Below are 22,964 nucleotides of genomic sequence, written 5' to 3' on the forward strand. Positions count from 1 at the left end.
CGCGGCGCCGCGGAGCCGTCCGAGGCCGGAGTGCTGAACGAGCCGTGCCGCGTACAGCGCCCCTACGCCCCGGGGGACCGGCTTCCGGAGCGGGCTGTGCCTGGTAATGGCGTTACCAGGCAGGAGGCCCACCGGGGCGGTCGGCCCGGGCTACGCTCCGACGGGTGAGCACCCGATCCGGAGAGACGAACAGCCCCCAGCCGTTGCGCCTGGAGCGCGCCTCGGTCCACGACGACTCCTGCCCGAGCTTCCAGGGCGCCCTCGAACTCGTCGGACGCCGCTGGACGGGATCGATCCTCTTCGCCGCGGCCCACGGCGCGCGCCGCTTCGGTGAGTACCGCGCCGTCATCGCCGGCATCTCCGACCGGCTGCTCGCCCAGCGGCTGAAGGAGCTCGAGGCCGAAGGACTCATCGAGCGTTCCGTCATCCCCAGCACCCCGGTGCAGATCCGCTACGCGCTCGCCCCCGACGGACAGGCGCTGTTGGCCGCCCTGCAGCCGCTGGTGCACTGGAGCGCCCGGCGCTCCGTGCGCCGCGCCGGATAGCGGGCGGGCCGCGACCCCGGTCGGTGCGATGTCCGGCCGGCACCGCGCCGGTGGCCCGTGTGTCCCGCCGGGCGCCGCCTCGCACGCGGTCACCGCCCGGAGCACCGGTTCCGCTCGCGATCGCTGTGTCGCGTACGTCGCGAAGATCCCCGAGCTGGCACGCTTGGTGACGCGCACGCACAGGGGAGTGCCGCCCGGTGGCGGCCGTTCACCGCGCCCCGGACGGTGTGGCGCCGGATGGCAGGAAGGGGTGTGCCATGACGTCCCCGGGCGTCCACCTGCGGGAGATCACCGACGACAACCGGGATGCCGTCCGTGCTCTGCGCGTCCGACGCGACCAGAAGCAGTTCGTCGCCTCCGTGAAGAGATCGCTGAAGGACGCGGCGAAGAGCCCGGAGGCCAACCCCTGGTATCGCGCCGTGTACCGGGGCGACGAGCCGGTCGGCTTTGTGATGCTGTCGTGGCGGCCGCCGGCCGGTCTCTACCAAGGGCGGCACTTCCTCTGGCGCCTGCTCGTCGACAAGCGGTATCAGAAGCGCGGGATCGGCCGTGAGGTGCTCACGGAGATCGTCGCCGTGGTCCGCGCCGACGGCGCCACCGAGCTGCTGACCAGCTACGAGCCCGGCGACGGCGAACCGTGGCCCTTCTACCGGAAGTTCGGGTTCGAGCCCACCGGGGAGATCGACGACGGCGAGATCGTCCTGCGGCTCGCCCTGCCCGCGGGGAGTGCGTGACGGGAGACCACGGCCGGTTCACGGCACGTGCGGCCCCGAGACGAAGTCACCGTTCCTGTCGTAGGGCCAGGCGTTCGCGACGCAGCCGCGCAGCCCCTTGATCTGCTGCATCATCACGGGGGCCAGGCGCCCGGGGCCCGCGCACGTCATGTGCGTGTAGTCGAGGAAGTGTCCCATCTCGTGGTTGATGATCAGCGCCCGGTAGTCGTGGATCGGACCGCCGAACGTGGGCGAGCCCTCGACCCAGCGCTTGAGGTTCACCACCACCCCGCCGGGAATCTCGCAGTTGTACTCGCCTCGGGTGTTCTGGTGGATGCCCGCCCAGCACAGGGCGTCCGCCGTCCCTGGTGTCGCGATGCTCACCGTGAGGTCGTGCGGCTCCCCCGCGCTCACCAACTGGAACGCGTAGGCCGGGTTGTGGGTCCAGCCCCGGGGGGCGCCGAGTATGGCGGCGATCTCCCGCGCCGCCTGGCCGGGGGAGATGTCGAGGCCGGTCTCCACCTTCACCACGTAGCGGAGCGGACGCGGACCGCGGCCGACCTTCGCGCCGCCGGCACGCGCGGTGACGAACGTGCCGTCGCCCGTCGAGGGGACGTCGATCTTGGTGGGCGTCGGGGTGGGCGTCGGAGTCGGCGTGGGCGTGGGCGTCGGCGTCCGGCTGGGTGTGGGGGTGGCGTGCGCCACTTTCCTCGGCTGCGGTTCATCGCTCGACGCGTCGCTCCGTCCGCCGCCCAGGAAGAACGCCGCGGAGCCGAGCAGGCCCGCGGCCGCCAGCGTGGCGACCAGCAGGTTCCGGCCCCGGCGGCGCGGACGGCGCCGGCGGTGCGAGGACCGGCGCCGGCGGTGGGAGGCCGCGGCGTTGCCGGTGGGCGGTGCGGGTTTTCGCTGTCGTGCCGATTGCATGGCAGCCCAACCTGGTCATTCCAGATGATGGCCATGAGTTCGAATCATCACGAAGCGGTAACGAGTGCCCGCCGGCCGGTCCCGCGGGGCCGTCCACCGGGCGGCTCGCCCTTGTGACCCTTCTGTAACAGCTCCTCGGGGAGCTCCTTCTCGCACAGGTGGACGAACGTGATCTGTTTAGACTGTCGAAGTGCCACGAGTCCTGATTGTCGAAGACGACCCAGATGTCCGTAAGGCCGTCCAGCTGGGACTGCGCCACCAGGGGCATGACGTCTTCGCCGCCGAAACCGGTGAAGAGGGACTGGAACAGCTCCGCCCCTTCCGTCCGGACGTCATCGTGCTCGATCTGATGCTGCCCGGGATGTCCGGGCTCGACGTCTGCCGGCGGATCAGGGACCGCGACCAGGTGCCGATCATCATGGTGACCGCCAAGGGGGACGACATCGACATCGTCGTGGGGCTGGAGGCCGGTGCGGACGACTACGTGGTCAAGCCCGTGCAGGCCCGGGTGCTGGACGCCCGCATACGGGCCGTGCTGCGCCGGCAGGACGCGTCGGTCTCCGACGCCGTCCGCCCCCGCGCGGAGTCGCACGGCGAGCTGGTCATCGACCGGGCCGGGCTCGTGGTGACACACCGCGGCGAACCCGTCGCCCTCGCACCCTCCGAACTCCGGCTGCTGCTGACGCTGTCGGCGTCGCCAGGGCAGGTGTTCAGCCGCCAGCAACTCCTGGAAGCGGTCTGGGAGCACAGCTACTACGGCGACATACGGCTCGTGGACGCCTGCGTGAAGCGATTGCGCGGCAAACTCGGCGAGCTGGGCGGGGCTTCCCGGTACATCCAGACCGTACGCGGCTTCGGCTACCGCTTCGGTTCCCCGTGAGCGGCCTGAGAGCCGCGCAGGCGCCCGAGGCCGCACAGGCCCCCGAGGCCGGGCAGGCGCCCGAGGCCGCGCGGACACGGGGGACCGGCGCGCCCCGGCGGGGTCCCGCGCCGCTGCGGTTCGTCCGGGCGGTCGTGGCGAAGGCGCCCCTGCCCCTGCGCGGCCTGCGCTCCCGCCTGGTGGTGGCCTTCGCCCTGGTGGCCATGGCCAGTGCGCTGAGCACCGGAGCCCTGGCCTTCCGGGAGGCACGCACGGGGGTGCTGCAGCAGAGCCAGGACTCCGTCATCCGGCAGTTCCGGACCAGCGTCGACACCGTCGCCGCCAACACGCCCCTGGAGCCGGGCCGGGCGGATCTGCAGACGGCGGTGAACGAGGTGCTCCACGCCAACCAGTCACAAGGCTGGCGGGTGCTGGCCACGTACGAAAACCTGCGCGCCTGGACGCCGAGTGCCGACTTCGACAAGCTGAGCCCGGAACTGCGCCGGGCCGTGCGAACCAACCGCGCCGCGGTGTTCCAGCGGGTGCGCCACGACGGGCATCCCTGGCTGGTCGTCGGCATGCCGGTCACGTACAACAGCGGCGAGGGAACGGAGTCCAGGCTCTCGGGACTCGCGATGTACCTGGTGGTGCCGCAGGAGACCGAACAGGGCTATGTCGACGCGATGGTCAGCGCCATCGAGCACGCCACCCTGGTGGCGCTCTGCCTCGCGGTCGTCTTGGCGCTGCTGGCCGCGAGAGGCGTGCTCCGTCCCGTGCGGGCCCTGCGCCGGGCGACCCGGCGGATGGCCCAGGGGCACCTCGACGTCCGCCTCGACCTCAACGGCTCCGACGAACTGGCCGACCTCTCGCGTTCCTTCAACGACACGGCGGCCGCACTGGAGAAGTCGGTCGCGGAGCTGCGCCGCCTGGAGGCCCAGGCACGCCGTTTCGTCGCGGACGTCTCCCATGAACTGCGGACGCCGCTGGCGGCGATGTCGGCGGTCACCGACGTTCTCGACGAGAACGCGCTGCGCCTGGACCGGGAGACCGGCGAGGCGTTGCGGCTGGTCAGCGACGGGACGAATCGGCTGAGCGCGCTGGTGAACGACCTGATGGAGATCTCCCGCTTCGACGCGGGCGCGGCCGAACTCAACCTGGACGAGATCGACGTGGCCGAGCTCGTCCGGCACACCCTCACCTCCCGGGGATGGGCGGGCCGGGTGGAGACCAGCCTGCCGCCGCCCGGCGTGCTGAGGACGCGGGTGGATCCGCGCCGACTCGACGTGGTGACGGCCAACCTGGTCGGCAACGCGCTGCGGCACGGTGCGCCGCCGGTGCGGCTGACCGTGGACGTGCGGGAGGAGCGGTCCGGTACGGGGTGGGCCGTCATCGAGGTGACCGACAACGGGCAGGGGATCGCCGAGGCGGCCATGCCGCACATCTTCGAACGCTTCTACAAGGCGAGCACCACCCGGACCAGAAGCGAGAGCAGCGGACTGGGGCTGGCCATCACGGCGGAGAACGTGCACCTGCACGGAGGACGCGTCACCGCCGCGAACCTGCCCGGAGGCGGCGCGGTGTTCACGGTCGAACTCCCCCTGCACCGCGACTCCGCGGCCGCCGACGACGCCACCGGGGGTGCCCGGTGAAGGGCTCGCGCTGGACGGCGCTGCTGACCGGGCTCACCGCCGCGCTCACTCTGGCGGCCTGCGGAGTCCCGCCGTCCGGCGTCATCCAGGCCGGCGAACCGGCGAGCGGCATGTTCTCGCCCAGTCCGCAGTACCTGGCGCCCACGATCGTCTCCCTGTACTTCCTGCGCGACGGCGATATGACGGTGTACCCCCGCAAGCTCGACCGCCCCGCCGACGTGCGGGCCGTCGTGGGCCTGCTGTTCGGCGGCCCGACCGGGACGGAGGCGGCGACGGCGACCACGGAACTGCCGCGCCTGCCGGAGACGCCGGAGGTGACGGTCGGCGGCGACAACACGCTCTCCGTCCGGCTTCCCGAAGGCGTCGCTCCGCTCAGCCATCCGGCCATGCTGCAGTTGGCGTGCACGGCGGCGGAGGTGCCCGGGTCGATCGGCGCGCTGCCCGCGGACACGGGCGGTACCGGCGGCACCGCGGCCGATTCGTTCAGCGCCCGACGCCTCGGCGCCCCCAAGAACGTCCGTGTGTACGGGGACGGATGGACGATGTCGCAGTCGGCCGGTGCGTGCCCCGGCTCCTCGCGGTCGTAGGAGGAGCCCGCGCCATGCTCCGGCGCGGGCGGGGGGGATCGCCGTCGGGCCGGCTCCTCGAGCGGCGCGGCGTGGGTCCCGGCGTGTGGTGACCCCTATGGTCGCGGCCACAGCGGGGTCCGCACGTCGAGGTCGACGACGGACACCCACTCCGCCGAAGGGATCGCCCGCTCGACGACGAACCACTCGTCGGGGCGATCGCCGAAGTGGGTCGCGGTCAGGACGTGCACGGTCTGGGCCGGCAGCCTCGTGCCCGCCCACGCGTGCCACCGCTGGGCCTCCGGTTCGGGAACCTCCACCGTGATGCGCACGGTGCAGTCACGGAAGGGCCCGGGGAGCGAGACGGGGCTGGGATCGGACGTGAGGTGCACCGTCCGCGCGAGTTCGGGCGTGTCGTCCGAGCCCGTCGGCCAAGTGGCCTTGATCTCTGCGTCTGCCAGGATCAGCGGCCACAGCTCCGGCCGCGTGAAGTGGAAAAGCAGCATGCCGGGACCCTACCGCCGGTGTGCCGGGCCGTGGGTCACCACGGTGTGATGAGGGCCGGCGCCGGTTCTGATCCGGTTGCCGTTGCCGTTGCCGTTGCCGTTGCCGTTGCCGTTGCCGTCGCCGGGCTGCCGGAGCGCGAGCCCGGCACGTCCCGGCCGGCCCCGGACGCCGGGAGGGGGGCCCGGCGCCCGGGGCGTTCACCCACCAGGTGACTGCCTCGCCGCAGGATCCGGCTGCCCCCGATCCGCCGTCCCACGCCCCGGGCGGAGGACTTTTCGCGGAGCACCGCGCGGCCGGGCTCCCACGGGGCCGTGGACGCCCTTCAGTCCGGCGGCGCCGAACAGCCTGCGGCGGGACCCCTCCGAAACCGTGGGCGTGGTGCGCATCCGGTCCGGGCAGCCCCGGATCCTCCGGCGTGGTGATCGCGCGGTACGCGCAGAGGCGACCGGGGATCCCGGAGCGCCTGCTCAGGGCGCCAGCGTCAGTGTCGTCCGGGTCCCCTGGGCGAGCATCTTGGTGTAGGGGCAGAGCGAATCGGCCTTCTCCAGCAGGCGAGCGGCGATAGCCGCGTCCACCTCGGGCCATGCGACCACCAGGTCGGCATGGAGGGCGTAGCCGCCGTCCCGGGGGTCCCGCCCGAAGCCGACGGTGGCGTTCACCGAGATCTCGGCGGGGTGCAGCCCGGCCTGCCGGGCGACCAGGCTGAGGGCGCCGTGGAAGCACGCCGCGAGTCCGGCGGCGAAGAGTTGCTCCGGATTCGTGCCGCGGCCGTCTCCACCCAGTTCGGCGGGCATCCGCAGGTCGAGGTCGAGGGCTCCGTCGGCTGACCGGGCCCGCCCCGAGGCCCGTCCGTGGCTTGCCTCGCCACCGCTGACGGTCACGGTCGTCGTGTAGATGGGGGAGAAGGCGGGACCGTCGTAGTCCTTGGCGGTGGAGAGGTCGGGCAAGCGGATCGGCTCGCTCATCGAACGCCCCCTCTCCGGTGCGCGCCCCGGGCCGCTCCGCGGCTCCCTCTCCCAGTGGAGGTCTTCATGGCCTGCCCTTCGTCTTCCCGGGAGAAGGCCCGGAACCGATCATCGAGTGTGACCAAGCAGTCAATCACCGTGTGACACGACGAGCAGCGGATTCCCGGCGGAAGTCGTCGAGCGGGAACTCCGTTTGCCGCGCGGCGGCGCCCTCTCGCCTCTTCGGGCGGGCCCTGCTTCGCCGTTTCGCGGGGTCGGGGGGTCGGGGTCCGGGTCGGGGTCCGTCGCCGGCGGAGGAGTGACGGCCGTGGGGCGCCTCGGCGAGCTTCCGTCCGCGGGGCCGCTCGTCGGCACCCCATCGGACGTTCGCCGAAGACCGAACAACGCGCGGGGGGCGTGGCGGGACATCGGGCCCGCGGGCCCCGTGCCCGTACCGGGCGCCCCGCGGTCGCCCAGGCGCGCCAGGTCCCGCGAGGGTACTTTTAGTGCGTAGAGGCATCTATCGGGCATGAGCGACGAGAGATGGGCACAGCAATGAAGATCGCAGTCATCGGCGGAACCGGGCTCATCGGATCGCGGGTCGTGGAGTACCTCAACTCGGCCGGCCACCAGGCCGTACCCCACTCGCTGTCCACGGGCGTGGACCTGCTGAGCGGCAAGGGTGTCGAGGAAGCCGTCGCCGACGCCGACGTCGTGGTCAACCTGACGAACTCGCCGACCTTCGACGACGCCTCGCCCGCCTTCTTCCAGACGTCGATGGACAACCTGATCGGCGCGAGCGAGAAGGCCGGCGTCGGTCACATGGTCATCCTCTCGATCGTCGGCGTGGACGAGGTTCCGGAGCTGGACTACTACCGGGCCAAGGTGCTCCAGGAGGACATCCTCAAGGCCGGGCCGATCCCGTACTCCATCGTCCGCGCGACGCAGTTCATGGAGTTCATGGAAGCGACGATGTCCTGGACCACCGAGGGCGAGACCGTGCGCCTGCCGAGCACGCCGCTTCAGCCGATCGCCGCCGCCGACGTCTCCCGCGCCGTCGCCGAAGTCGCCGCGGGCGCCCCGCTCAACGGCGTCCGCAACATCGCCGGCCCCGATGTCTACCCGCTCGACGAGATCGGCCGCATCACCATCGCGGCCAAGGGCGACGGGCGTTCCGTCGTCGTCGACGACACCGCCGGCATGTTCGCCGTCGTCCGCGGTGACGTCCTCACCGGCGGCGGCGATGCCCGTATCGCCCCCACCCACTACCGGGACTGGCTCTCCTGAACCAGTCGCGACCACCCACGACGGAGCATGCTCCCGAAGGACGATCCGGTGGATGACGCCGAGGACCTCCAGGAAGCCGCGGAGGTGTTCCAGGACGTCCGCGGCCGCCTGTTCGGGATCGCCTACCGGATGCTCGGCAGCGTCGGCGAGGCGGAGGACGTCGTCCAGGAGACGTGGATCCGATGGCAGACCTATGACCGCTCCAAAGTGGAGAACGCCCAGGCGTTCCTGGCGACGGCGGTGACCAGGCTCTCGATCAACGTGCTGCAGTCGGCGAGGGCCCGGCGTGAGACGTACGTCGGTCCGTGGCTGCCGGAGCCGGTGGACACCGCCGGGGATCCGGCGCTGGGCGCGGTGAACGGGGAGGCGCTGGAGGTCGCGGTGCTGATGCTCCTGGAGAAGCTCACACCGCCGGAACGCGCGGCGTATGTGCTCCGGGAGGCGTTCGACTACCCGTACGCGCAGATCGCGGAGATCATCGGCCAGTCGAACGCCAATGCCCGCCAGTTGGTGAGCCGGGCGCGCAAGCGCCTGGCGGCGGAGAAGCGGACGAGCGTCGTGGGCGAGGAGCACCAGCGGCTGCTGGCGGCGTTCGTGGCGGCCGCCCAGGCCGGCAACGTGGAGCTGCTGGAGAAGCTGTTCGCGGACGACGTCGTCTCGTACTCCGACGGCGGGGGAGCGGTGCGGGCGTCGAAGTTCCCCGTCGTGGGCCGCCGGCGGGTGGCGAAGTACGTCCACGCTTTCGCCGACCGTTTCTGGTCCGGCGTCACCGTGGAACCGGTCGAGGTCAACGGCGGGCCCGCGGTGCGACTGACCCGCGACGGCACCGTCGTCGCCGTTCTCACGGTGAGCGTCACCGCGGACGGTATCGACCGGGTGCTGTGGATGATGAACCCGTCGAAACTCGCCGCCCTGGCCGCGTGAGCACAGCACCGTGAGCGCGCCGGGCCGGCGCCGCGCCCCGGGGCCGATGCTCCCGGGACGCGGTGGCACCGGTCAGTCGACGAAGTACGAGTCGTGCTTGTCCAGGAACTTGGCGCGCTCCTCCTCTGTGGCGTCGCCCATCTGCGACAGCTTCTCGAAGTACTCCTCGCGCGGTGCGCCGGGGGTGAAGAGCAGCAGCATCTCGGCCGGGACGTCGGCGTCGTTGCGGAAGGCGTGCAGTCCGCCCTGCGGGACGTGCAGGAAGTCGCCCTCCTGCGCGTCGATCCACTTCTCGCCGTTGAAGAGCCGAACCGTTCCCTTGAGGATGAAGAAGGATTCGGAGATGGTGCGGTGGAAATGCGTCTTGGGGCCGCCCGCCTTCGCCTTCATCATGACCCGGTAGAGCCCGAACTCACCGCGTGTGATGTCGGTGGTCGCCAGGTAGTGGATGCCGTCCCCGGCCCGCCCCACGTCGGGTGCGCTGTCGGCCGGCCTGAAGTTCGCGTTGACCTCGCCGCTTTCTCCGAAATACACCTGCTTCGGGTACGACATGCCCACCATCCCTCACTCGCGTCGTGTGCGCTCGGGCGCACGTGCGGGGCATTCGCCGGCCGTTCCGGGCGGTCGCCCGGGGCCACGCCCCTTGGGGGACAGACCGGATTCCCCGGGCCCGTGTGACAGCCGCCGGTTCCGGGGAAGCGTGCCCCGCGGGGACCGCGCCGACGGCGAGGTCAGGAGACGGCCACGACGCCCACGGCCGCCAGGCCGGTGCCCGCGCGCAGGAGGATGTCGTAGAGATAGGTGTCGCCCGCGCGGGGCGCCAGCACCTGGCGTCCCCCGGAGGCCAGGGTGACGGAGACCGTCTCGTGCCTCTCGCCGGGGGCCGATCCGCTGACGGCCACGAGTCTGACCGGCGTCCTTCCGATGTTCTCCAGCGTAACGGACCGGGTCCTGGGGCACGTGTCGCTGTGGGGGTCGGCGCAGTGGAAGCGCACGTCACCGAAGTCGGTGAGCCCGCAGGAGACATCGGTGGCGAAGGTGAAGTGCGACGAGCAGACGGCCCCCACCCGCAGACCCCGCTCGAGCTTCGCGGGCGGTTTCCGGTCGGGTGGCGGCTCGTCCGCGCACGCCGTGGCCAACAGGCCGAGGGGGACGGTGGTGGCGAGTACGGCGGACAGGAGTGCTGTGCGCACCGGGGGCTCCATGAGATGAATGGCGAAGGGGGCCGGGGTCCACACGCGGTGGGTCTGCTCGGTGAGTGGTGGGAATCGCCGCCAACGTCCGGCCGTCCCGGCCTGAAGTCGGTTCTCAGGGAACGTAGCAGACAGTGTTACCCGACCTGGCAGGCGCATCCGCGCCGCGCGCCCCGCGAGTGGTGGTAGGCCATGAAAACTCCTGTTCAGGAGGCGTGCTCGGGAGGCGGAGCCCGGGTGACGCGAGGGCTTCACACTGTCTTGATCACAGTGTTCGGCACGCACGGGACATGCTCTGTCACACCGGCTCGGGCTGTGCTGTCTCTCTGGTGACGGAAAGAAACAGAGGGAATCATGCGCGAGATCCTGATCGTCGGCGGCGGCTACGCGGGCTTCTACACCGCCTGGGGCCTTGAGAAGCGGCTACGGGCCGGAGAGGCACGGGTCACCGTCGTCGACCCGCGTCCCTACATGACCTACCAGCCCTTCCTGCCGGAGGTGACCGCCGGTTCGGTCGAGGCACGCCACGCAGCCGTGTCGCTGCGACGGCACCTGCACAAGACCCGGCTGATAGCGGGGAGCGTGACCGAGATCCGCAACGCGGACCGGACGGTCACCGTCCGCTCGGTGGACGGAAGTTCCTACGACCTCCGTTACGACACCCTCGTGATCACCGCCGGCGCCGTGACCCGGACCTTCCCCATTCCGGGCCTGGCGCAGCAGGCCATCGGGCTCAAGCACGTCGAGGAGGCCGTCGCCATCCGCGACCGGCTGCTGACCGCGTTCGACCAGGCGGCGTCGCTGCCGCCGGGGCCCGAGCGGCGCAAGCTGCTCACCGTCACCTTCGTGGGCGGCGGGTTCTCCGGAGTCGAGGGCTTCGGCGAACTGCTGTCGCTGGCCACGGCGATGCTGAAGTCCTACCCGGAGCTGAGCCGGGACGAGCTCTCCTTCCACCTGGTCGAGGCGAGGGGCCGCATCCTGCCCGAGGTGACCGACAAGCCCGGCTCCTGGGTCGTGCGCCATCTGGAGCGCCGCGGCGGGCACGTGCACCTGAACACCCAGCTCGTCTCCGCCGTCGACGGACACGTGGTGCTGTCCAGCGGGGAGGAGTTCGATTCGGCGATGATCGTCTGGACCGCGGGCAACGCCTCCAACCCGGTCGTGCACAACCACACGGACCTGCCGGTCGACGAGCGCGGGCTGCTCGTGGTGCGGCCCGACCTCCGGGTGGGCACGGACAGCGAGCCGGTGCCCGAGGTGTGGGCGGCGGGAGACGACGCGGCCGTGCCCGACCTGGCCTCGCCGGTCCCGGGCGCGCGCACCGTGCCGAACGCCCAGCACGCCGTCCGGCAGGGCAAGCGCCTGGCCAAGAACATCATCGCCGATCTGCGCGGGGGCACGGTCCGCGAGTACCGCCACAGCAGCCTCGGCGTCGTGGCCACCCTGGGCCTGGGGCGCGGGATCTTCCAGTACAAGGCCATCGTCGTCAAGGGTCTCCCCGCCTGGCTGATGCACCGCGGCTACCACGTCCTCGCGGTGCCCACCTGGGAACGGAAGGTCCGCGTGCTCACGGTGTGGCTCACCGCCGCGCTGTTCGGCCGGGATCTCGTCTCCCTCGCCTCCGTGCAGCATCCTCGGGACGCGTTCGTCACCAGTGCCGGCCCCGTGCCCCCCGCCGAGGACCGGGCGGGCGACCGCGCCGCGGTGTGAGCGCGGGCACATGACGTTGACGAGGCGGTGGAGCACGTTCACCCGGCTCCACCGCCGGATCGAGAACCACGTCGAGCGGGAACTGCACCGCTGCCTGGGCGTGGGCGTTCGCGAGTTCCACGCCCTGACCGCGCTCAAGGAGGGCGCCTCCGACGCCGCGGGACACCTTCACTTCGACGAACTGGCCGACGGGATGGGGCTGTCCCGGCCCGCGACCGGCCGGCTGGTGACCCGGCTGCGGGACCGCGGCCTGATCACCACGGACGCCTCGCCCCGCGATCGGCGCGACGTCGACGTACGCCTCACCCTGGTCGCGCAGGATGTGCTGCGGCTCGGCGCCCCGCTCCTCGAGCGGGCCGTCGAGGAAGCCGTACGAGGTCTCGCGTGCGAGGACACCGACCCCGACCTGCTCCGCTATCTCCGAGGCCCGGCTGAGAGGCCGCTCGGATAGAGGGGACGGCGTCGCGCACCGACGGCTCTCGCCCGGCGGTGTCGTCGGTCACCGCGGTCCCCCGTAGTCCTTCGGGCCCGGGAGGCGCCCCCACCGCCGCGTCGCCCTCCCCGCCGTGACAGGGGCCCGGCCCTCTCCCCGTTCCATCCCGTCTGTCGGTGCCGCCTCTTGGGGCTACCCCGTTCGATCTACGCGGTGTCGCGTGCTCCGGCACCGGCGCCCGGTCGCGTTTCCGGCGGCTGCGTCGCCGTCGTCCCGCAACGCTCGCCGCCGCCTCCCTCCCACCGCTGCGCGACCCGCGGGCGCCGGACCCGCCTCAGTCGGCCGCGACCCTCTTGCGCGGCGACTGCCGTCCGGCCTCCCCGTACTCATGGTCGGGGACGGGAACGCACACGGTGCCGTGACCGCCGTCGCGGTCGGGCAGGCGGACGAGTTCGGGGGTGAACAGGGCCTCCAGCTGGGCGAGATCCCCGGTCCGGGCCGCCGAGACGAAGGCTTTGAGCAGGCGCTTGTGCTCCCCCGTGTCCACGGTCTCGCGCTGCTCGGCCAGCAGGTGCTTGCGGGCACGGCTGACGATCTTCCGCGCGTTGACGAGGCTGAGCTGGAGGATCTCGGCGATCTCGGCATAGCCGTAGTCGAAGGCCTCGCGCAGTACGTAGGCCGCGCGCTCGGTGGGTTTCAGCCTCTCCAGCACCAGCAGCAGGGCGAGTTCCAGGGACTCCGCCTGCTGGGCGCCGGCCTCCGGGTCCGAGCTCGTGTCGATGGGCTCGGGCAGCCACGGTCCGATGTAGGTCTCCCGGCGCACGCGTGCGGATTGCGCGACGTTGATGGCCAGGCGGGTCGTCGTGGTCGACAGGAAGGCGACCGGGCTGAGCACCGCGGAGCGGTCGCACCTCTGCCAGCGCAGCCACACCTCCTGGACCACGTCCTCGGCCTCGACGGCGCTGCCGAGCACGCGGTACGCGATGCCGAAGAGCCGCGGCTGGAGTTCCACGAAGACGGAGGCCGCCTCGTCGAGGGTCTCGATGCCGGGGGACGGTTCGGGACGCTCGGTCCCCGGGTCGTCGTTCCTTCGGTCGGGCTGTCCGGGCTCGTCGTGGGGCGGCCGCGCGACGGCGCTCTGCTCGGCATCGTCGGCCCGCACGAACCCGCCCTCGCCGGGCGATGCCGATGCGGGTGGCTCATCCATCCGGTCAGAGATCATTTACAGGGCAGCCCTCGATCGCGCCGCTGAAGGGTGTCACACGATGCATCCAGCGCATGACTCCCGCAGAGGCTTCGGTCACTCAAAGTCACGACCGCTCCAATCTTGTCCGCCCCATAGACCGGGATCGATCCGATCATGTGACGGAAACGGATGGGGAGGCGTCATCGGTGGGGTTCCGAACGGCGGGTCCCGGGCGATTCCACGGTGTGTTTCCGGGATTGCAACCCACCATGTGTTCACAGCATACCTTGGACAAAAGGTATATACCTCCCGTTCTGCGTGGCGACACTGTGAAGAGTCGAACAGAACTTCCCTCCCGGTGTCCACGGAGGGTGCCATGTTGTCACAAGTGGTTGAAGACTTGATCAACGTAGTGCCACTCTGACAGAGAGTGAAGATCGCGGCGTCCCCGTGCGTCGTGTGCCGGCTGTCAGACGTCGGTAGCGGGGCGTCGGGGATGGTTCCAGGCTCGGAGTTTGTCCGGGTTGAGAACGATCCAGGCCTGGACGGCTCGGTGGTCGGCGATGTCGAGGCTGATGACCGCGGCCACCTGCCGGTCGTAGCGCGCCACCAGCCCGGTACGGCCGTTCACCGACTGGGTGGTCAACGTCACCCGCGGACGGCGGGCCAGCAGGGTCAGCAGACTGCGCGTGACCAGGTCGCCGCCGTGGACGGGCCGCATCAGCGTACGGACCTTCCCCCCGCCGTCGAAGAAGGCCGTGGCGTCCGGATGCAGCAATGCACCCAGCCGCACCACGTCCTCGTGCGCACACGCCTCGCGTACCGCGCGCACCACCGCGTCGTGCTCCTCCGCCGACGCGGGACGCGACCGCCGCACCGACAGCGATCGGCGCGCGCGATCCGCGAGTTCCGCCCGCTCCGGCTCCGACCGGCCCGCCGGCCCGGCCGCCTCGCCCCACGCTGGCCCGGCGACGGCGTCGGGCGCGAAGACCGCCCGGCGCGCCGACGGCAAGGCGTCCGAAGCCGTCGCCGGCCACGCCGGGCCGATCTCACCCACCGCGTCCGCCAGCCAGGACCGTGGCGACGCGATCCGCCCGCGCGCCGTCTCCGGCAGGCCGAACCACCGACGGTAGGCCTCATCCACGACGCGTTCCGCCGCCGCGGTCCCCACCATGCGCGACGCCACATCCAGCACGTACCGACGCTCGTCCAGCAGCTCGGCGATCGGTACCGCGTCACCGGCAGACTCCATGCCCCCAACCTCCCTCACCCACCACGGCAGTACGCATCGAGTTCGTCGAGGCTCGGAGGGCCGTGGACGGGACGTCGCCGATGAGGACGCCGCGACGGCGACCGCCGCATCCTCGTGATGTCCATGTCCGCTCGCCCTTTTCCGACTCACCAGCTGAGACCGGGTGAGTGCGGATCTTGTGACATTGCCCTCGCATATCTCCGAAGAGCGACGCAGTGTCGCTTTCCGTGGCCGACCGGAGAACGAAGGACGTTGCCGAAGTGTCCGTGTCACACCTTTGCCACCTGGACGGTCCTAAAGGTGGAAGCAGAGCGCGAAAGGGACGACCTCGGGAGCCCGCTTCGTGCGTTGCCCCCTGACGGCGTGGTGAGCGCCGCGGTTGATCGATGAATGGTGACAAGGAACATGGGCAGCAGGAGCGAACCCACCACATCGCGACGACCCGACCGGGGAGCAAGGGTTGCGGAATGGGTCGGCCGGCGAGTGGGTGCCGGCGACCGGGACAAATCCAGGATGCGGAGGGCGTTCCCCAGCCACTGGTCCTTCATGTTGGGGGAGATATCCCTCTACAGTTTCATCGTCCTCGTGCTCACGGGTGTGTATCTTTCGCTGTACTTCCATCCGTCGATGAAGGCGGTCGAATACCACGGCAGTTACGCGCCGCTGCAGGGCGAGATCGTGTCGGAGGCATTCGCCTCGACCATGCGCATCTCCTTCGAGGTGCGCGGCGGCCTGCTGATCCGCCAGGCCCACCACTGGGCGGCCCTGATCTTCGTCGCCAGCATGTTCGCCCACATGATGCGGGTGTTCTTCACCGGCGCGTTCCGCAGGCCCCGCGAGATCACCTGGCTGCTCGGCTTCGCGCTGCTGGTCCTGGGCATGTTCGAGGGCCTGACCGGATACGACCTCCCGGACGATCTGCTCTCCGGGACCGGGCTCGTGGTCGTGTACGGAACGCTTCTCTCCATACCGCTCGTCGGCACCTATCTGTCGATGTTCCTCTTCGGGGGCGAATATCCGGGGACGGATCTGGTCGCGCGCTTCAACACGCTCCATGTATTCGTTCTCCCCGCTCTCATGGCGGGAATTCTCGTCGCCCATCTGGTCCTGGCACGTCGTCACAGGCGCGCGCAGTATCCAGGGCCCGGGCGCACCGAGAGGAACGTCGTCGGCCTGCCCTTCCGGGTGTACGCCGTGAAGTCCGGCGCGTATTTCCTCCTGGTGGCCGGGATCATCCTCATCATCGCCTCGGTCGCGCAGATCAACCCCATCTGGCTGTACGGCCCTTACCGCCCCGACCAGGTCACCGCGGGGTCGCAACCCGACTGGTACATGGGTGTGCTCGACGGACTGCTGCGGGTCATGCCCGGCTGGGAGGTCGCCTTCTGGGGCCACACTCTGGCCCTCGACAACCTCGTGCCGCTGCTGGTCGGCGGCGGGCTCTTCCTGGCCCTGGGCGCCTACCCGTTCATCGAGACCTGGGTCACCCGCGACGGCGGGCGCGACCACCACCTCCTGGACCGGCCGCGCAACCGGCCGGTGCGCACGGCACTCGGCGCGGCCTGGATCAGCGTGTACGCGGTCGCGCTGCTCGGTGCCGCGAACGATCTGATCGCCACCCGCCTGCACGTCTCGGTCAACGGTGTGACGTGGGCCGTCCGCGTCGGCCTCTTCGTCGTGCCCTTCGCCGTCTACGTGGTGACCAGACGATGGGCGCTCGCGCTCCAGCGCAGCGACCGCGACAAGGTGCTGCACGGCCGTGAGACCGGAATCATCAGGCGCCGGCCGAACGGCGAGTACCTCGAGGTCCACGAACCGCTCAGCCGGGAGCGGCTGTACGTCCTGACCCAGCACGAGCAGTACGCGCCGATCCGCGTCGATCCCGACGCCGGCCGCGTCCAGCGCGTGCGCGCCGCGCTCAGCCGGGGCCTTTACGGGGAGGGGACGCAGATTCCCAAGCCCACCGTGCGGGAATTCGAGGAGATCGCCCACACCGACGAGCACCGGTGAGAACTGTTTCCGCCGATATCTGTCACATCTTCGCCGGGTCCCTTGTCATAGGGACGAAAGAAAAAGCACGAAAGTGCCGAACCTGGGAGTTCGCCAGATGAGCAAGCCCGTTCTTGAGCCCGCGGCACAGGAGATCGCGGACGCCACGGCCAATCCGCCTTTCCTGTACGAACTCGGCCCCGAGGGCGCCCGGAAGGTCCTCGACGATCTCCAGGCCGCGCCGATCGAGAAGTTCGACGTGTGGGAGAAGTGGGTCACGGTCCCGGCCGAGGTGGGGGACGTGCGGGTGCGCATCGTCAAGCCCGTCGACGTGGAGGGCGCCCTGCCGGTCGTGCTGTACGTGCACGGCGGCGGATGGGTGCTCGGCAACGCGGGCACGCACGACCGCCTGGTGCGGGAGCTGGCCGTGATGGCCCACGCCGCGGTGGTGTTCGTCGAGTACGACCGCTCGCCGGAGGCCCGGTACCCGGTGGCGATCGAGCAGGCGTACGCGACGGCCCGGTGGATCACCGCCAAGGGCGCGGACGAGGGCCTGGACGCCTCGCGCATGGCGGTGGCCGGCGACTCCGTGGGCGGGAACATGGCCGCGGCGCTGACCCTCATGGCCAAGCAGCGCGGTGACGTGACCTTCGTGCACCAGTCGCTCTACTACCCGGTCACGGACGCGGCCCAGGACACCGACAGCTACCGTCAGTTCGCCGACGGGCCGTTCCTGACGGCGAAGGCCATGGCCTGGTTCTGGGACTGCTACACCACCGACCCCGCGCAGCGCGCGGAGATCACCGCGTCGCCGCTGCGGGCGAGCCTGGAGGAGCTCCGGGGACTTCCGCCGGCGCTGGTCATCGTCGACGAGAACGACGTGCTCCGGGACGAGGGCGAGGCGTACGCCCGCAAGCTGACGCAGGCCGGTGTCCCCACCACCAGCGTCCGCTACAACGGCACACTGCACGACTTCATGATGCTCAACCCGCTGTGGTCCACGCAGGCCACCACCGCCGCCATGGAGCAGGCCACCCGCGCCCTCCACACCGCGCTGCACACCAACTGAGTTCCACCATCGCCGGATCGCGGGAGACCGGCCTCACATGGACGCCTCCGGTTCTGTGACCGAGCCGGAACCGGAACGGTCGTCCCCGTCCCCCGCAGACCGGCGCTCGTGAGAAGCGCTCGAGCCCCCGAGCCGAGCCGCCACGAGCCCATCCCCCCCAAGAACGTGCGGCAGCGTCGCCGCATCCACGGCCGGTGTCCCACTACCAGGACACGGCTGTACACCCACCCCTGCCTCGAAAGGGCCTCTCGTGAATCGTCACGCTCGTCGCGGGAACATCCGCACCCCGCTCACCGTCATGGCCACGCTGACCGTCGCCGCCGGTCTCCTCGCCACGGCCGTCGCCCCGGCGGGCGCCGCCAAGGGCGGGAACGCCCCCTCGCACCACCGCAAGCCGACCGTGGTCCTGGTCCACGGCGCGTTCGCCGACTCCACCAGCTGGAACGGCGTCGTCAAGCGGCTGAAGCACGAGGGCTACCCGGTGGTGGCCGCGGCCAACCCGCTGCGCGGGCTGAAGAGCGACGCCGCCTACGTCCGGGAGCTCGTGGACAGCATCGACGGTCCGGTGGTCCTCGCCGCCCACTCCTACGGCGGAGCGGTGATCACCAACGCCGCCCAGGGCTCCGACAACGTCAAGGCGCTGGTCTACATGGCCGCCTTCATGCCCGACAAGGGCGAGAGCGCCTTCGACCTGGCGGACAAGTTCCCGGGCAGCACGCTCGGTCAGGCCCTGCACGAGGTCCCGATCACCCAGCCCGACGGGTCCAAGGGCGCCGACCTCTACATCGACCAGGCCAAGTTCCACCACCAGTTCGCCGCGGACGTCCCCGAGCACACCACGGACATCATGGCGGTCACCCAGCGCCCCGTGTCCGGTGCCGCGCTCTACGAGCCCTCCGGCGAGCCGGCCTGGAAGACCATCCCGTCCTGGGTCCTGGTGGCCTCCAAGGACCTCAACATCCCCCGTGACGCCCAGGTCTTCATGGCCAAGCGCGCCAAGGCCCACGTGACCGAGGTCCGGTCGTCGCACGCGGTGAGCGTGTCGCACGCGAAGGACGCCGCTCACATCATCGAGGAGGCCGCGCGTTCCGTCCGCTGAGCGCCGGTCCGATGACCCCGCGGGCGGGACGGCGCGTCATGCGCCTTCCCGCCCGCTCGTCGTCGCGCGCGAGCCCGTCCCCGGGACCGGGCCGCTGACGACGCGGAGGCCCGGCTGCCCGTTCCGCCCGGTCGGCAAGCACCACGAAGTCGACGGCCGCGGCCGGATCCGCGGCCGCCGTTAAGGCGTCGGCCACGAGTGTCCCGACGTCGACCGGCACGGTCCGCTGCCTCGGCGGCAACGGGAAGCCGGCAACGGGAAGCCGGCGACCCGGCGGCCTCCCACGGGACAGAGCGTCGCCGCCCGGCCGCACGGGGCCGGCCCCGCACCCGGGCGAAATCGCGTTGCCCGCCCGCGCGGGCCGCGAGAGCATCCGGGGCATGGAAAGGCCCGCGGAGAGTCTCCGTTCCGACCTGCTCGAGCTGCGCCGGTGGCGCACGAACGACGTCGACGCCCTGGACCGGGCGATCGGGGAATCCCTGGAGCATCTGCTGCCGTGGATGCCCTGGGCCGCCGGCCACGGACGAGAACACACCGCCGGCTTCCTGGCCCGCAGCCACGACGCGTGGGAGGCCGGGGAGGAGTTCGCCTACGCGATCACCTCGGGTGACACGGTGATCGGCAGCTGCGGCCTCCACCGCCGCATCGGCCCGGGCGGGCTGGAGATCGGCTACTGGCTCCATCCCCACTGGACCGGCCGGGGCCTCGCCACGACGGCCGCGGCGGCGCTGACCGGCCAGGGCTTCGCGCTCGCCGGCATCGACCGCGTGGAGATCCACCACGACGCCGCCAACACGGCCAGCGCGGCCGTCCCCCGGCGCCTCGGTTTCACGGAGATCGGACGCGTGCCGGAGCCGGAGGGGCCGTCCGCTCCCGGCGAGGCGGGGATCGGGGTCGTCTGGCGGATGACCGCGGACCGGTGGCGTCGGCCCGCCTCCACGCCTTCGCTTTGAGTGGCCGTCCGCTCGCCGTGCGTGCCGGGCGCGGGTCGATCGGATCGGTCAGGAATGGAGAAGCCCCCGCCGACGGGCCGCGGCTAGCGTGACGGGCATGGACATCACCATTCACTGGACCTTCCTCCCGCACACCGACCCGGAGGCCTCGCTGGCCTTCTACCGCGACACCCTCGGCTTCAAGGTCCGCAACGACGTCGGATACGGCGACATGCGCTGGATCACCGTCGGCCCCGCCGACCAGCCCGGCACGGCGATCGTCCTGGAGCCGCCGGCCGCCGATCCCGGCATCACCGAGGACGAGCGCCGCACGATCACCGGGATGATGGGCAAGGGCACCTACGCCCGCATCACCCTGGCCACCCCCGACCTGGACGGCGTCTTCGAGCGGCTCGAGGCGAGCGGCGCCGAGGTCGTCCAGGAGCCGGCCGAGCAGCCCTACGGGATCCGTGACTGCGCCTTCCGCGACCCGGCGGGCAACACGATCCGCTTCAACGAGGTCCGCTGAACCCCCTCCGCCCCGCTTCCGCGCCCGGCATCCCCGCGACACCCGGCGGGAACGCCCCGGCGGCCCGGTCCGTTCGACCGGGACCGGCCGGAAGCGGGAGCGGGGCGGCCCGGCCCGCGGCCACCGTTGCGGCGACCGCGCCGGTGACGGGAAACCCGACATACTGTTCGAAGCCGGTCGGATCGAGCCGGTCGGATCGAGCCAGGCGACACTGACGGGCACCGCGAGGACGGCCCGCCGCACCCGGACGGATGGAGAGACGACACACATGGCCAAGAAGGCGGACGCGCAGTCGCCTGCGCCGCACGTTGCCGACAGCCACGATCTGATCCGCGTGCACGGCGCGCGCGAGAACAACCTCAAGGACGTCAGCATCGAGATCCCGAAGCGCCGGCTGACGGTGTTCACCGGGGTCTCCGGCTCGGGCAAGAGCTCCCTGGTGTTCAACACGATCGCCGCGGAGTCGCAGCGGCTGATCAACGAGACCTACAGCGCCTTCGTGCAGGGGTTCATGCCGACGCTGGCCCGGCCCGAGGTGGACGTCCTCGACGGGCTGACGACCGCGATCACCGTCGACCAGCAGCGGCTGGGCGCCGACCCCCGCTCCACGGTCGGCACCGTGACCGACGTGAACGCGATGCTGCGCATCCTCTTCAGCCGGCTCGGCACCCCGCACATCGGGCCGCCCAGCGCGTACGCCTTCAACGTCCCCTCCGTCCGGGCCAGCGGCGCGATCACCGTCGAGCGCGGCGCGAGCAAGGCCGAGAAGGTCACCTTCACCCGCACCGGCGGCATGTGCCCGCGCTGCGAGGGCCGGGGCGCGGTCTCCGACATCGACCTCGCCCAGCTCTTCGACGACTCCAAGTCGCTCAACGAGGGCGCGATCACCGTGCCCGGCTACAAGGGCGGCGGCTGGAACGCCCGGCTCTACGCCGAGTCCGGCTTCTTCGACCCGGACAAGCCGATCAGCAAGTTCACCAAGAAGGAGCTGCACGACTTCCTGCACCGCGAGCCGACCCGGATGAAGATCGCGGGCATCAACATGACCTATGAGGGACTGATCCCGCGGGTCCAGAAGTCGATGCTCGCCAAGGACAAGGAGGCGATGCAGCCGCACATCCGGGAGTTCGTGGACCGGGCGGTCGCCTTCACCACCTGCCCCGAGTGCGACGGCACGCGGCTCAGCGAGGGCGCTCGAGCGTCGAAGATCGCCGGGATCAGCATCGCCGACGCGTGCGCGACGCAGATCAGCGACCTGGTGGACTGGGTGCGCGGCCTCGACGAGCCGTCGGTGGCACCCCTGCTCACGAAGCTGCAGCACACCCTCGAGTCGTTCGTGGAGATCGGGCTCGGCTACCTCTCCCTGGAACGGCCGTCCGGCACCCTCTCCGGCGGCGAGGCACAGCGCGTCAAGATGATCCGCCACCTCGGCTCCTCGCTCACCGACACCACCTACGTCTTCGACGAGCCCACCACCGGCCTGCACCCCCATGACATCCAGCGCATGAACGGCCTGCTGCTGCGGCTGCGCGACAAGGGCAACACGGTGCTCGTCGTGGAGCACAAGCCGGAGACCATCGCGATCGCCGACCATGTCGTCGACCTCGGCCCCGGCGCCGGCACGGCGGGCGGCACCGTCTGCTTCGAGGGCGACATCGAGGGGCTGCGCGCCAGCGGCACCATCACCGGCCGCCACTTCGACGACCGGGCGTCCCTCAAGGAAACGGTGCGCAAGCCCGCCGGCATCCTGGAGATCCGCGGTGCCTCGGCGCACAACCTGCGCGACGTCGACGTCGACATCCCCCTCGGGGTGCTCGCCGTTGTCACCGGCGTCGCCGGCTCCGGCAAGAGCTCCCTCGTGCACGGGTCCATCCCCGGCGGCGCGGGGGTCGTGTCCGTCGACCAGAGCCCCATCCGCGGCTCGCGCCGCAGCAACCCGGCGACGTACACCGGGCTGCTCGACCCGATCCGCAAGGCGTTCGCGAAGGCCAACGACGTGAAGCCGGCACTGTTCAGCGCCAATTCCGAGGGCGCCTGCCCCACGTGCAACGGCGCCGGGGTCGTCTACACGGACCTGGCGATGATGGCCGGCGTCGCCAGCACGTGCGAGGAGTGCGAGGGGAAGCGGTTCCAGGCGTCGGTGCTGGAGTACCACCTCGGCGGGCGCGACATCAGCGAGGTGCTCGCCATGTCGGTCACCGACGCCGAGGAGTTCTTCGGCGCGGGCGAGGCCCACACGCCGGCCGCCCACCGCATCCTGGGCCGGCTCGCCGATGTCGGGCTCGGCTACCTCAGCCTCGGCCAGCCGCTCACCACGCTGTCCGGCGGCGAGCGGCAGCGGCTCAAGCTTGCCACGCACATGGCCGACAAGGGCGGCGTCTACGTCCTCGACGAGCCGACGGCCGGCCTGCACCTCGCCGACGTCGAGCAGCTGCTCGGGCTGCTCGACCGGCTCGTCGACTCCGGCAAGTCCGTCATCGTCGTCGAGCACCACCAGGCGGTCATGGCGCACGCCGACTGGATCATCGACCTTGGCCCCGGTGCCGGGCACGATGGCGGCCGGATCGTCTTCGAAGGTACGCCCGCGGACCTCGTCGCCGACCGCTCCACCCTCACCGCCCGGCACCTCGCGTCCTACGTCGGCGCCTGACCGC

The 22,964-nt window shown here is 71.2% G+C and carries 21 protein-coding genes and 1 pseudogene; 15 read left to right on the forward strand and 7 right to left on the reverse strand.

The window, feature by feature from the left end; genetic code table 11:
- Positions 1-164 precede the first annotated feature (164 nt).
- Together AB0F62_RS30990 and AB0F62_RS30995 are read left to right on the forward strand one after the other, a co-directional pair.
- Positions 165-545: a helix-turn-helix domain-containing protein gene (locus tag AB0F62_RS30990; RefSeq protein WP_361806651.1), complete on the forward strand. Its 381-nt coding sequence runs from the start codon at positions 165-167 to the stop codon at positions 543-545.
- A 257-nt stretch (positions 546-802) separates the two neighbouring features.
- On the forward strand, positions 803-1,279 hold the full coding sequence (locus AB0F62_RS30995) for a GNAT family N-acetyltransferase (RefSeq protein WP_361806654.1): 477 nt from the start codon (positions 803-805) through the stop codon (positions 1,277-1,279).
- A gap of 18 nt (positions 1,280-1,297) precedes the next feature.
- Here AB0F62_RS30995 and AB0F62_RS31000 read toward each other — a convergent pair whose 3' ends face one another.
- Positions 1,298-2,182, reverse strand: coding sequence for a DUF3152 domain-containing protein (locus tag AB0F62_RS31000; RefSeq protein WP_361806657.1), 885 nt, complete (start codon positions 2,180-2,182; stop codon positions 1,298-1,300).
- Positions 2,183-2,372: 190 nt separating this feature from the next.
- Here AB0F62_RS31000 and AB0F62_RS31005 point away from each other — a divergent pair, with 190 nt between their 5' ends.
- The 3 genes from AB0F62_RS31005 (at position 2,373) to AB0F62_RS31015 (ending at position 5,277) form a co-directional block, all read left to right on the forward strand.
- Entirely contained in the window at positions 2,373-3,062 is a 690-nt protein-coding gene (locus tag AB0F62_RS31005) for a response regulator transcription factor (protein ID WP_361806660.1), read from the forward strand.
- Positions 3,063-3,265: 203 nt separating this feature from the next.
- Positions 3,266-4,690 (forward strand): HAMP domain-containing sensor histidine kinase, encoded by a 1,425-nt coding sequence (locus tag AB0F62_RS31010; protein ID WP_361806744.1) that lies wholly within the window; start codon positions 3,266-3,268, stop codon positions 4,688-4,690.
- A complete protein-coding gene (locus AB0F62_RS31015) occupies positions 4,687-5,277 on the forward strand; it encodes a hypothetical protein (protein WP_361806663.1) in 591 nt (196 codons plus the stop codon). Before AB0F62_RS31010 ends, AB0F62_RS31015 begins: the two co-directional genes overlap by 4 nt.
- 95 nt (positions 5,278-5,372) lie before the next feature.
- Here the strand turns inward: AB0F62_RS31015 and AB0F62_RS31020 are convergent, their stop codons facing one another.
- The gene (locus AB0F62_RS31020; protein ID WP_361806666.1) at positions 5,373-5,762 is read right to left on the reverse strand and encodes a hypothetical protein; all 390 of its coding nucleotides are present in this window, start codon (positions 5,760-5,762) and stop codon (positions 5,373-5,375) included.
- 468 nt (positions 5,763-6,230) lie between these two features.
- Positions 6,231-6,728 carry an Ohr family peroxiredoxin gene (locus AB0F62_RS31025; RefSeq protein WP_361806669.1) on the reverse strand — a complete coding sequence of 166 codons (498 nt, stop codon included), beginning with the start codon at positions 6,726-6,728 and terminating at the stop codon, positions 6,231-6,233.
- Between the two features lie 534 nt (positions 6,729-7,262).
- On the opposite strand from AB0F62_RS31025, the gene AB0F62_RS31030 reads away from it, so the two are divergent.
- Both AB0F62_RS31030 and AB0F62_RS31035 read left to right on the forward strand, forming a co-directional pair.
- Positions 7,263-7,994: an SDR family oxidoreductase gene (locus tag AB0F62_RS31030; RefSeq protein ID WP_361806672.1), complete on the forward strand. Its 732-nt coding sequence runs from the start codon at positions 7,263-7,265 to the stop codon at positions 7,992-7,994.
- Positions 7,995-8,042: 48 nt separating this feature from the next.
- The gene (locus AB0F62_RS31035; protein WP_361806675.1) at positions 8,043-8,918 is read left to right on the forward strand and encodes an RNA polymerase sigma-70 factor; all 876 of its coding nucleotides are present in this window, start codon (positions 8,043-8,045) and stop codon (positions 8,916-8,918) included.
- Positions 8,919-8,990: 72 nt separating this feature from the next.
- Here AB0F62_RS31035 and AB0F62_RS31040 read toward each other — a convergent pair whose 3' ends face one another.
- Both AB0F62_RS31040 and AB0F62_RS31045 read right to left on the reverse strand, forming a co-directional pair.
- Positions 8,991-9,470 carry a cupin domain-containing protein gene (locus AB0F62_RS31040; protein ID WP_361806678.1) on the reverse strand — a complete coding sequence of 160 codons (480 nt, stop codon included), beginning with the start codon at positions 9,468-9,470 and terminating at the stop codon, positions 8,991-8,993.
- 179 nt (positions 9,471-9,649) lie between these two features.
- Positions 9,650-10,111, reverse strand: coding sequence for a hypothetical protein (locus AB0F62_RS31045; RefSeq protein WP_361806681.1), 462 nt, complete (start codon positions 10,109-10,111; stop codon positions 9,650-9,652).
- A gap of 354 nt (positions 10,112-10,465) precedes the next feature.
- On the opposite strand from AB0F62_RS31045, the gene AB0F62_RS31050 reads away from it, so the two are divergent.
- The gene (locus AB0F62_RS31050; protein ID WP_361806684.1) at positions 10,466-11,821 is read left to right on the forward strand and encodes an NAD(P)/FAD-dependent oxidoreductase; all 1,356 of its coding nucleotides are present in this window, start codon (positions 10,466-10,468) and stop codon (positions 11,819-11,821) included.
- 10 nt (positions 11,822-11,831) lie between these two features.
- Entirely contained in the window at positions 11,832-12,272 is a 441-nt protein-coding gene (locus AB0F62_RS31055) for a MarR family transcriptional regulator (protein ID WP_361806687.1), read from the forward strand.
- Positions 12,273-12,678: 406 nt separating this feature from the next.
- On the opposite strand, the pseudogene AB0F62_RS31060 reads toward AB0F62_RS31055, so the two are convergent.
- Both AB0F62_RS31060 and AB0F62_RS31065 read right to left on the reverse strand, forming a co-directional pair.
- Positions 12,679-13,299: pseudogene (locus AB0F62_RS31060) on the reverse strand (sigma-70 family RNA polymerase sigma factor); the annotation flags it as partial.
- Between the two features lie 610 nt (positions 13,300-13,909).
- Positions 13,910-14,692, reverse strand: coding sequence for an RNA polymerase subunit sigma (locus AB0F62_RS31065; RefSeq protein WP_361806690.1), 783 nt, complete (start codon positions 14,690-14,692; stop codon positions 13,910-13,912).
- A 513-nt stretch (positions 14,693-15,205) separates the two neighbouring features.
- Between AB0F62_RS31065 and AB0F62_RS31070 the strand changes: the two genes are divergently transcribed.
- From AB0F62_RS31070 to AB0F62_RS31095, 6 genes are all read left to right on the forward strand, one after another.
- Positions 15,206-16,702 (forward strand): cytochrome b N-terminal domain-containing protein, encoded by a 1,497-nt coding sequence (locus tag AB0F62_RS31070; RefSeq protein ID WP_361806693.1) that lies wholly within the window; start codon positions 15,206-15,208, stop codon positions 16,700-16,702.
- A gap of 97 nt (positions 16,703-16,799) precedes the next feature.
- On the forward strand, positions 16,800-17,750 hold the full coding sequence (locus AB0F62_RS31075; RefSeq protein ID WP_361806696.1) for an alpha/beta hydrolase: 951 nt from the start codon (positions 16,800-16,802) through the stop codon (positions 17,748-17,750).
- 250 nt (positions 17,751-18,000) lie between these two features.
- Positions 18,001-18,849, forward strand: coding sequence for an alpha/beta hydrolase (locus AB0F62_RS31080; RefSeq protein WP_361806699.1), 849 nt, complete (start codon positions 18,001-18,003; stop codon positions 18,847-18,849).
- A 380-nt stretch (positions 18,850-19,229) separates the two neighbouring features.
- Positions 19,230-19,802 (forward strand): GNAT family protein, encoded by a 573-nt coding sequence (locus AB0F62_RS31085; RefSeq protein ID WP_361806702.1) that lies wholly within the window; start codon positions 19,230-19,232, stop codon positions 19,800-19,802.
- A gap of 97 nt (positions 19,803-19,899) precedes the next feature.
- Positions 19,900-20,310 (forward strand): VOC family protein, encoded by a 411-nt coding sequence (locus AB0F62_RS31090; RefSeq protein ID WP_361806705.1) that lies wholly within the window; start codon positions 19,900-19,902, stop codon positions 20,308-20,310.
- Positions 20,311-20,578: 268 nt separating this feature from the next.
- Positions 20,579-22,960, forward strand: a complete 2,382-nt coding sequence (locus tag AB0F62_RS31095) for an excinuclease ABC subunit UvrA (protein ID WP_361806708.1) — start codon at positions 20,579-20,581, stop codon at positions 22,958-22,960.
- The last annotated feature ends 4 nt before the right edge of the window (positions 22,961-22,964 follow it).

This window comes from Streptomyces sp. NPDC026673, assembly GCF_040638135.1.
GTDB lineage: Bacteria > Actinomycetota > Actinomycetes > Streptomycetales > Streptomycetaceae > Actinacidiphila.

Coding starts and splice junctions, on each gene's coding strand:
- AB0F62_RS31065 (WP_361806690.1), bottom strand. CDS start 14,692: ATGGAGTCTGCCGGTGACGCGGTACCGATCGCCGAGCTGCTGGACGAG.
- AB0F62_RS31000 (WP_361806657.1), bottom strand. CDS start 2,182: ATGCAATCGGCACGACAGCGAAAACCCGCACCGCCCACCGGCAACGCC.
- AB0F62_RS31090 (WP_361806705.1), top strand. CDS start 19,900: ATGGACATCACCATTCACTGGACCTTCCTCCCGCACACCGACCCGGAG.
- AB0F62_RS31040 (WP_361806678.1), bottom strand. CDS start 9,470: ATGTCGTACCCGAAGCAGGTGTATTTCGGAGAAAGCGGCGAGGTCAAC.
- AB0F62_RS31095 (WP_361806708.1), top strand. CDS start 20,579: ATGGCCAAGAAGGCGGACGCGCAGTCGCCTGCGCCGCACGTTGCCGAC.
- AB0F62_RS30995 (WP_361806654.1), top strand. CDS start 803: ATGACGTCCCCGGGCGTCCACCTGCGGGAGATCACCGACGACAACCGG.
- AB0F62_RS31025 (WP_361806669.1), bottom strand. CDS start 6,728: ATGAGCGAGCCGATCCGCTTGCCCGACCTCTCCACCGCCAAGGACTAC.
- AB0F62_RS31055 (WP_361806687.1), top strand. CDS start 11,832: ATGACGTTGACGAGGCGGTGGAGCACGTTCACCCGGCTCCACCGCCGG.
- AB0F62_RS31050 (WP_361806684.1), top strand. CDS start 10,466: ATGCGCGAGATCCTGATCGTCGGCGGCGGCTACGCGGGCTTCTACACC.
- AB0F62_RS31010 (WP_361806744.1), top strand. CDS start 3,266: ATGGCCAGTGCGCTGAGCACCGGAGCCCTGGCCTTCCGGGAGGCACGC.
- AB0F62_RS31070 (WP_361806693.1), top strand. CDS start 15,206: ATGCGGAGGGCGTTCCCCAGCCACTGGTCCTTCATGTTGGGGGAGATA.
- AB0F62_RS31020 (WP_361806666.1), bottom strand. CDS start 5,762: ATGCTGCTTTTCCACTTCACGCGGCCGGAGCTGTGGCCGCTGATCCTG.
- AB0F62_RS31075 (WP_361806696.1), top strand. CDS start 16,800: ATGAGCAAGCCCGTTCTTGAGCCCGCGGCACAGGAGATCGCGGACGCC.
- AB0F62_RS31085 (WP_361806702.1), top strand. CDS start 19,230: ATGGAAAGGCCCGCGGAGAGTCTCCGTTCCGACCTGCTCGAGCTGCGC.
- AB0F62_RS31030 (WP_361806672.1), top strand. CDS start 7,263: ATGAAGATCGCAGTCATCGGCGGAACCGGGCTCATCGGATCGCGGGTC.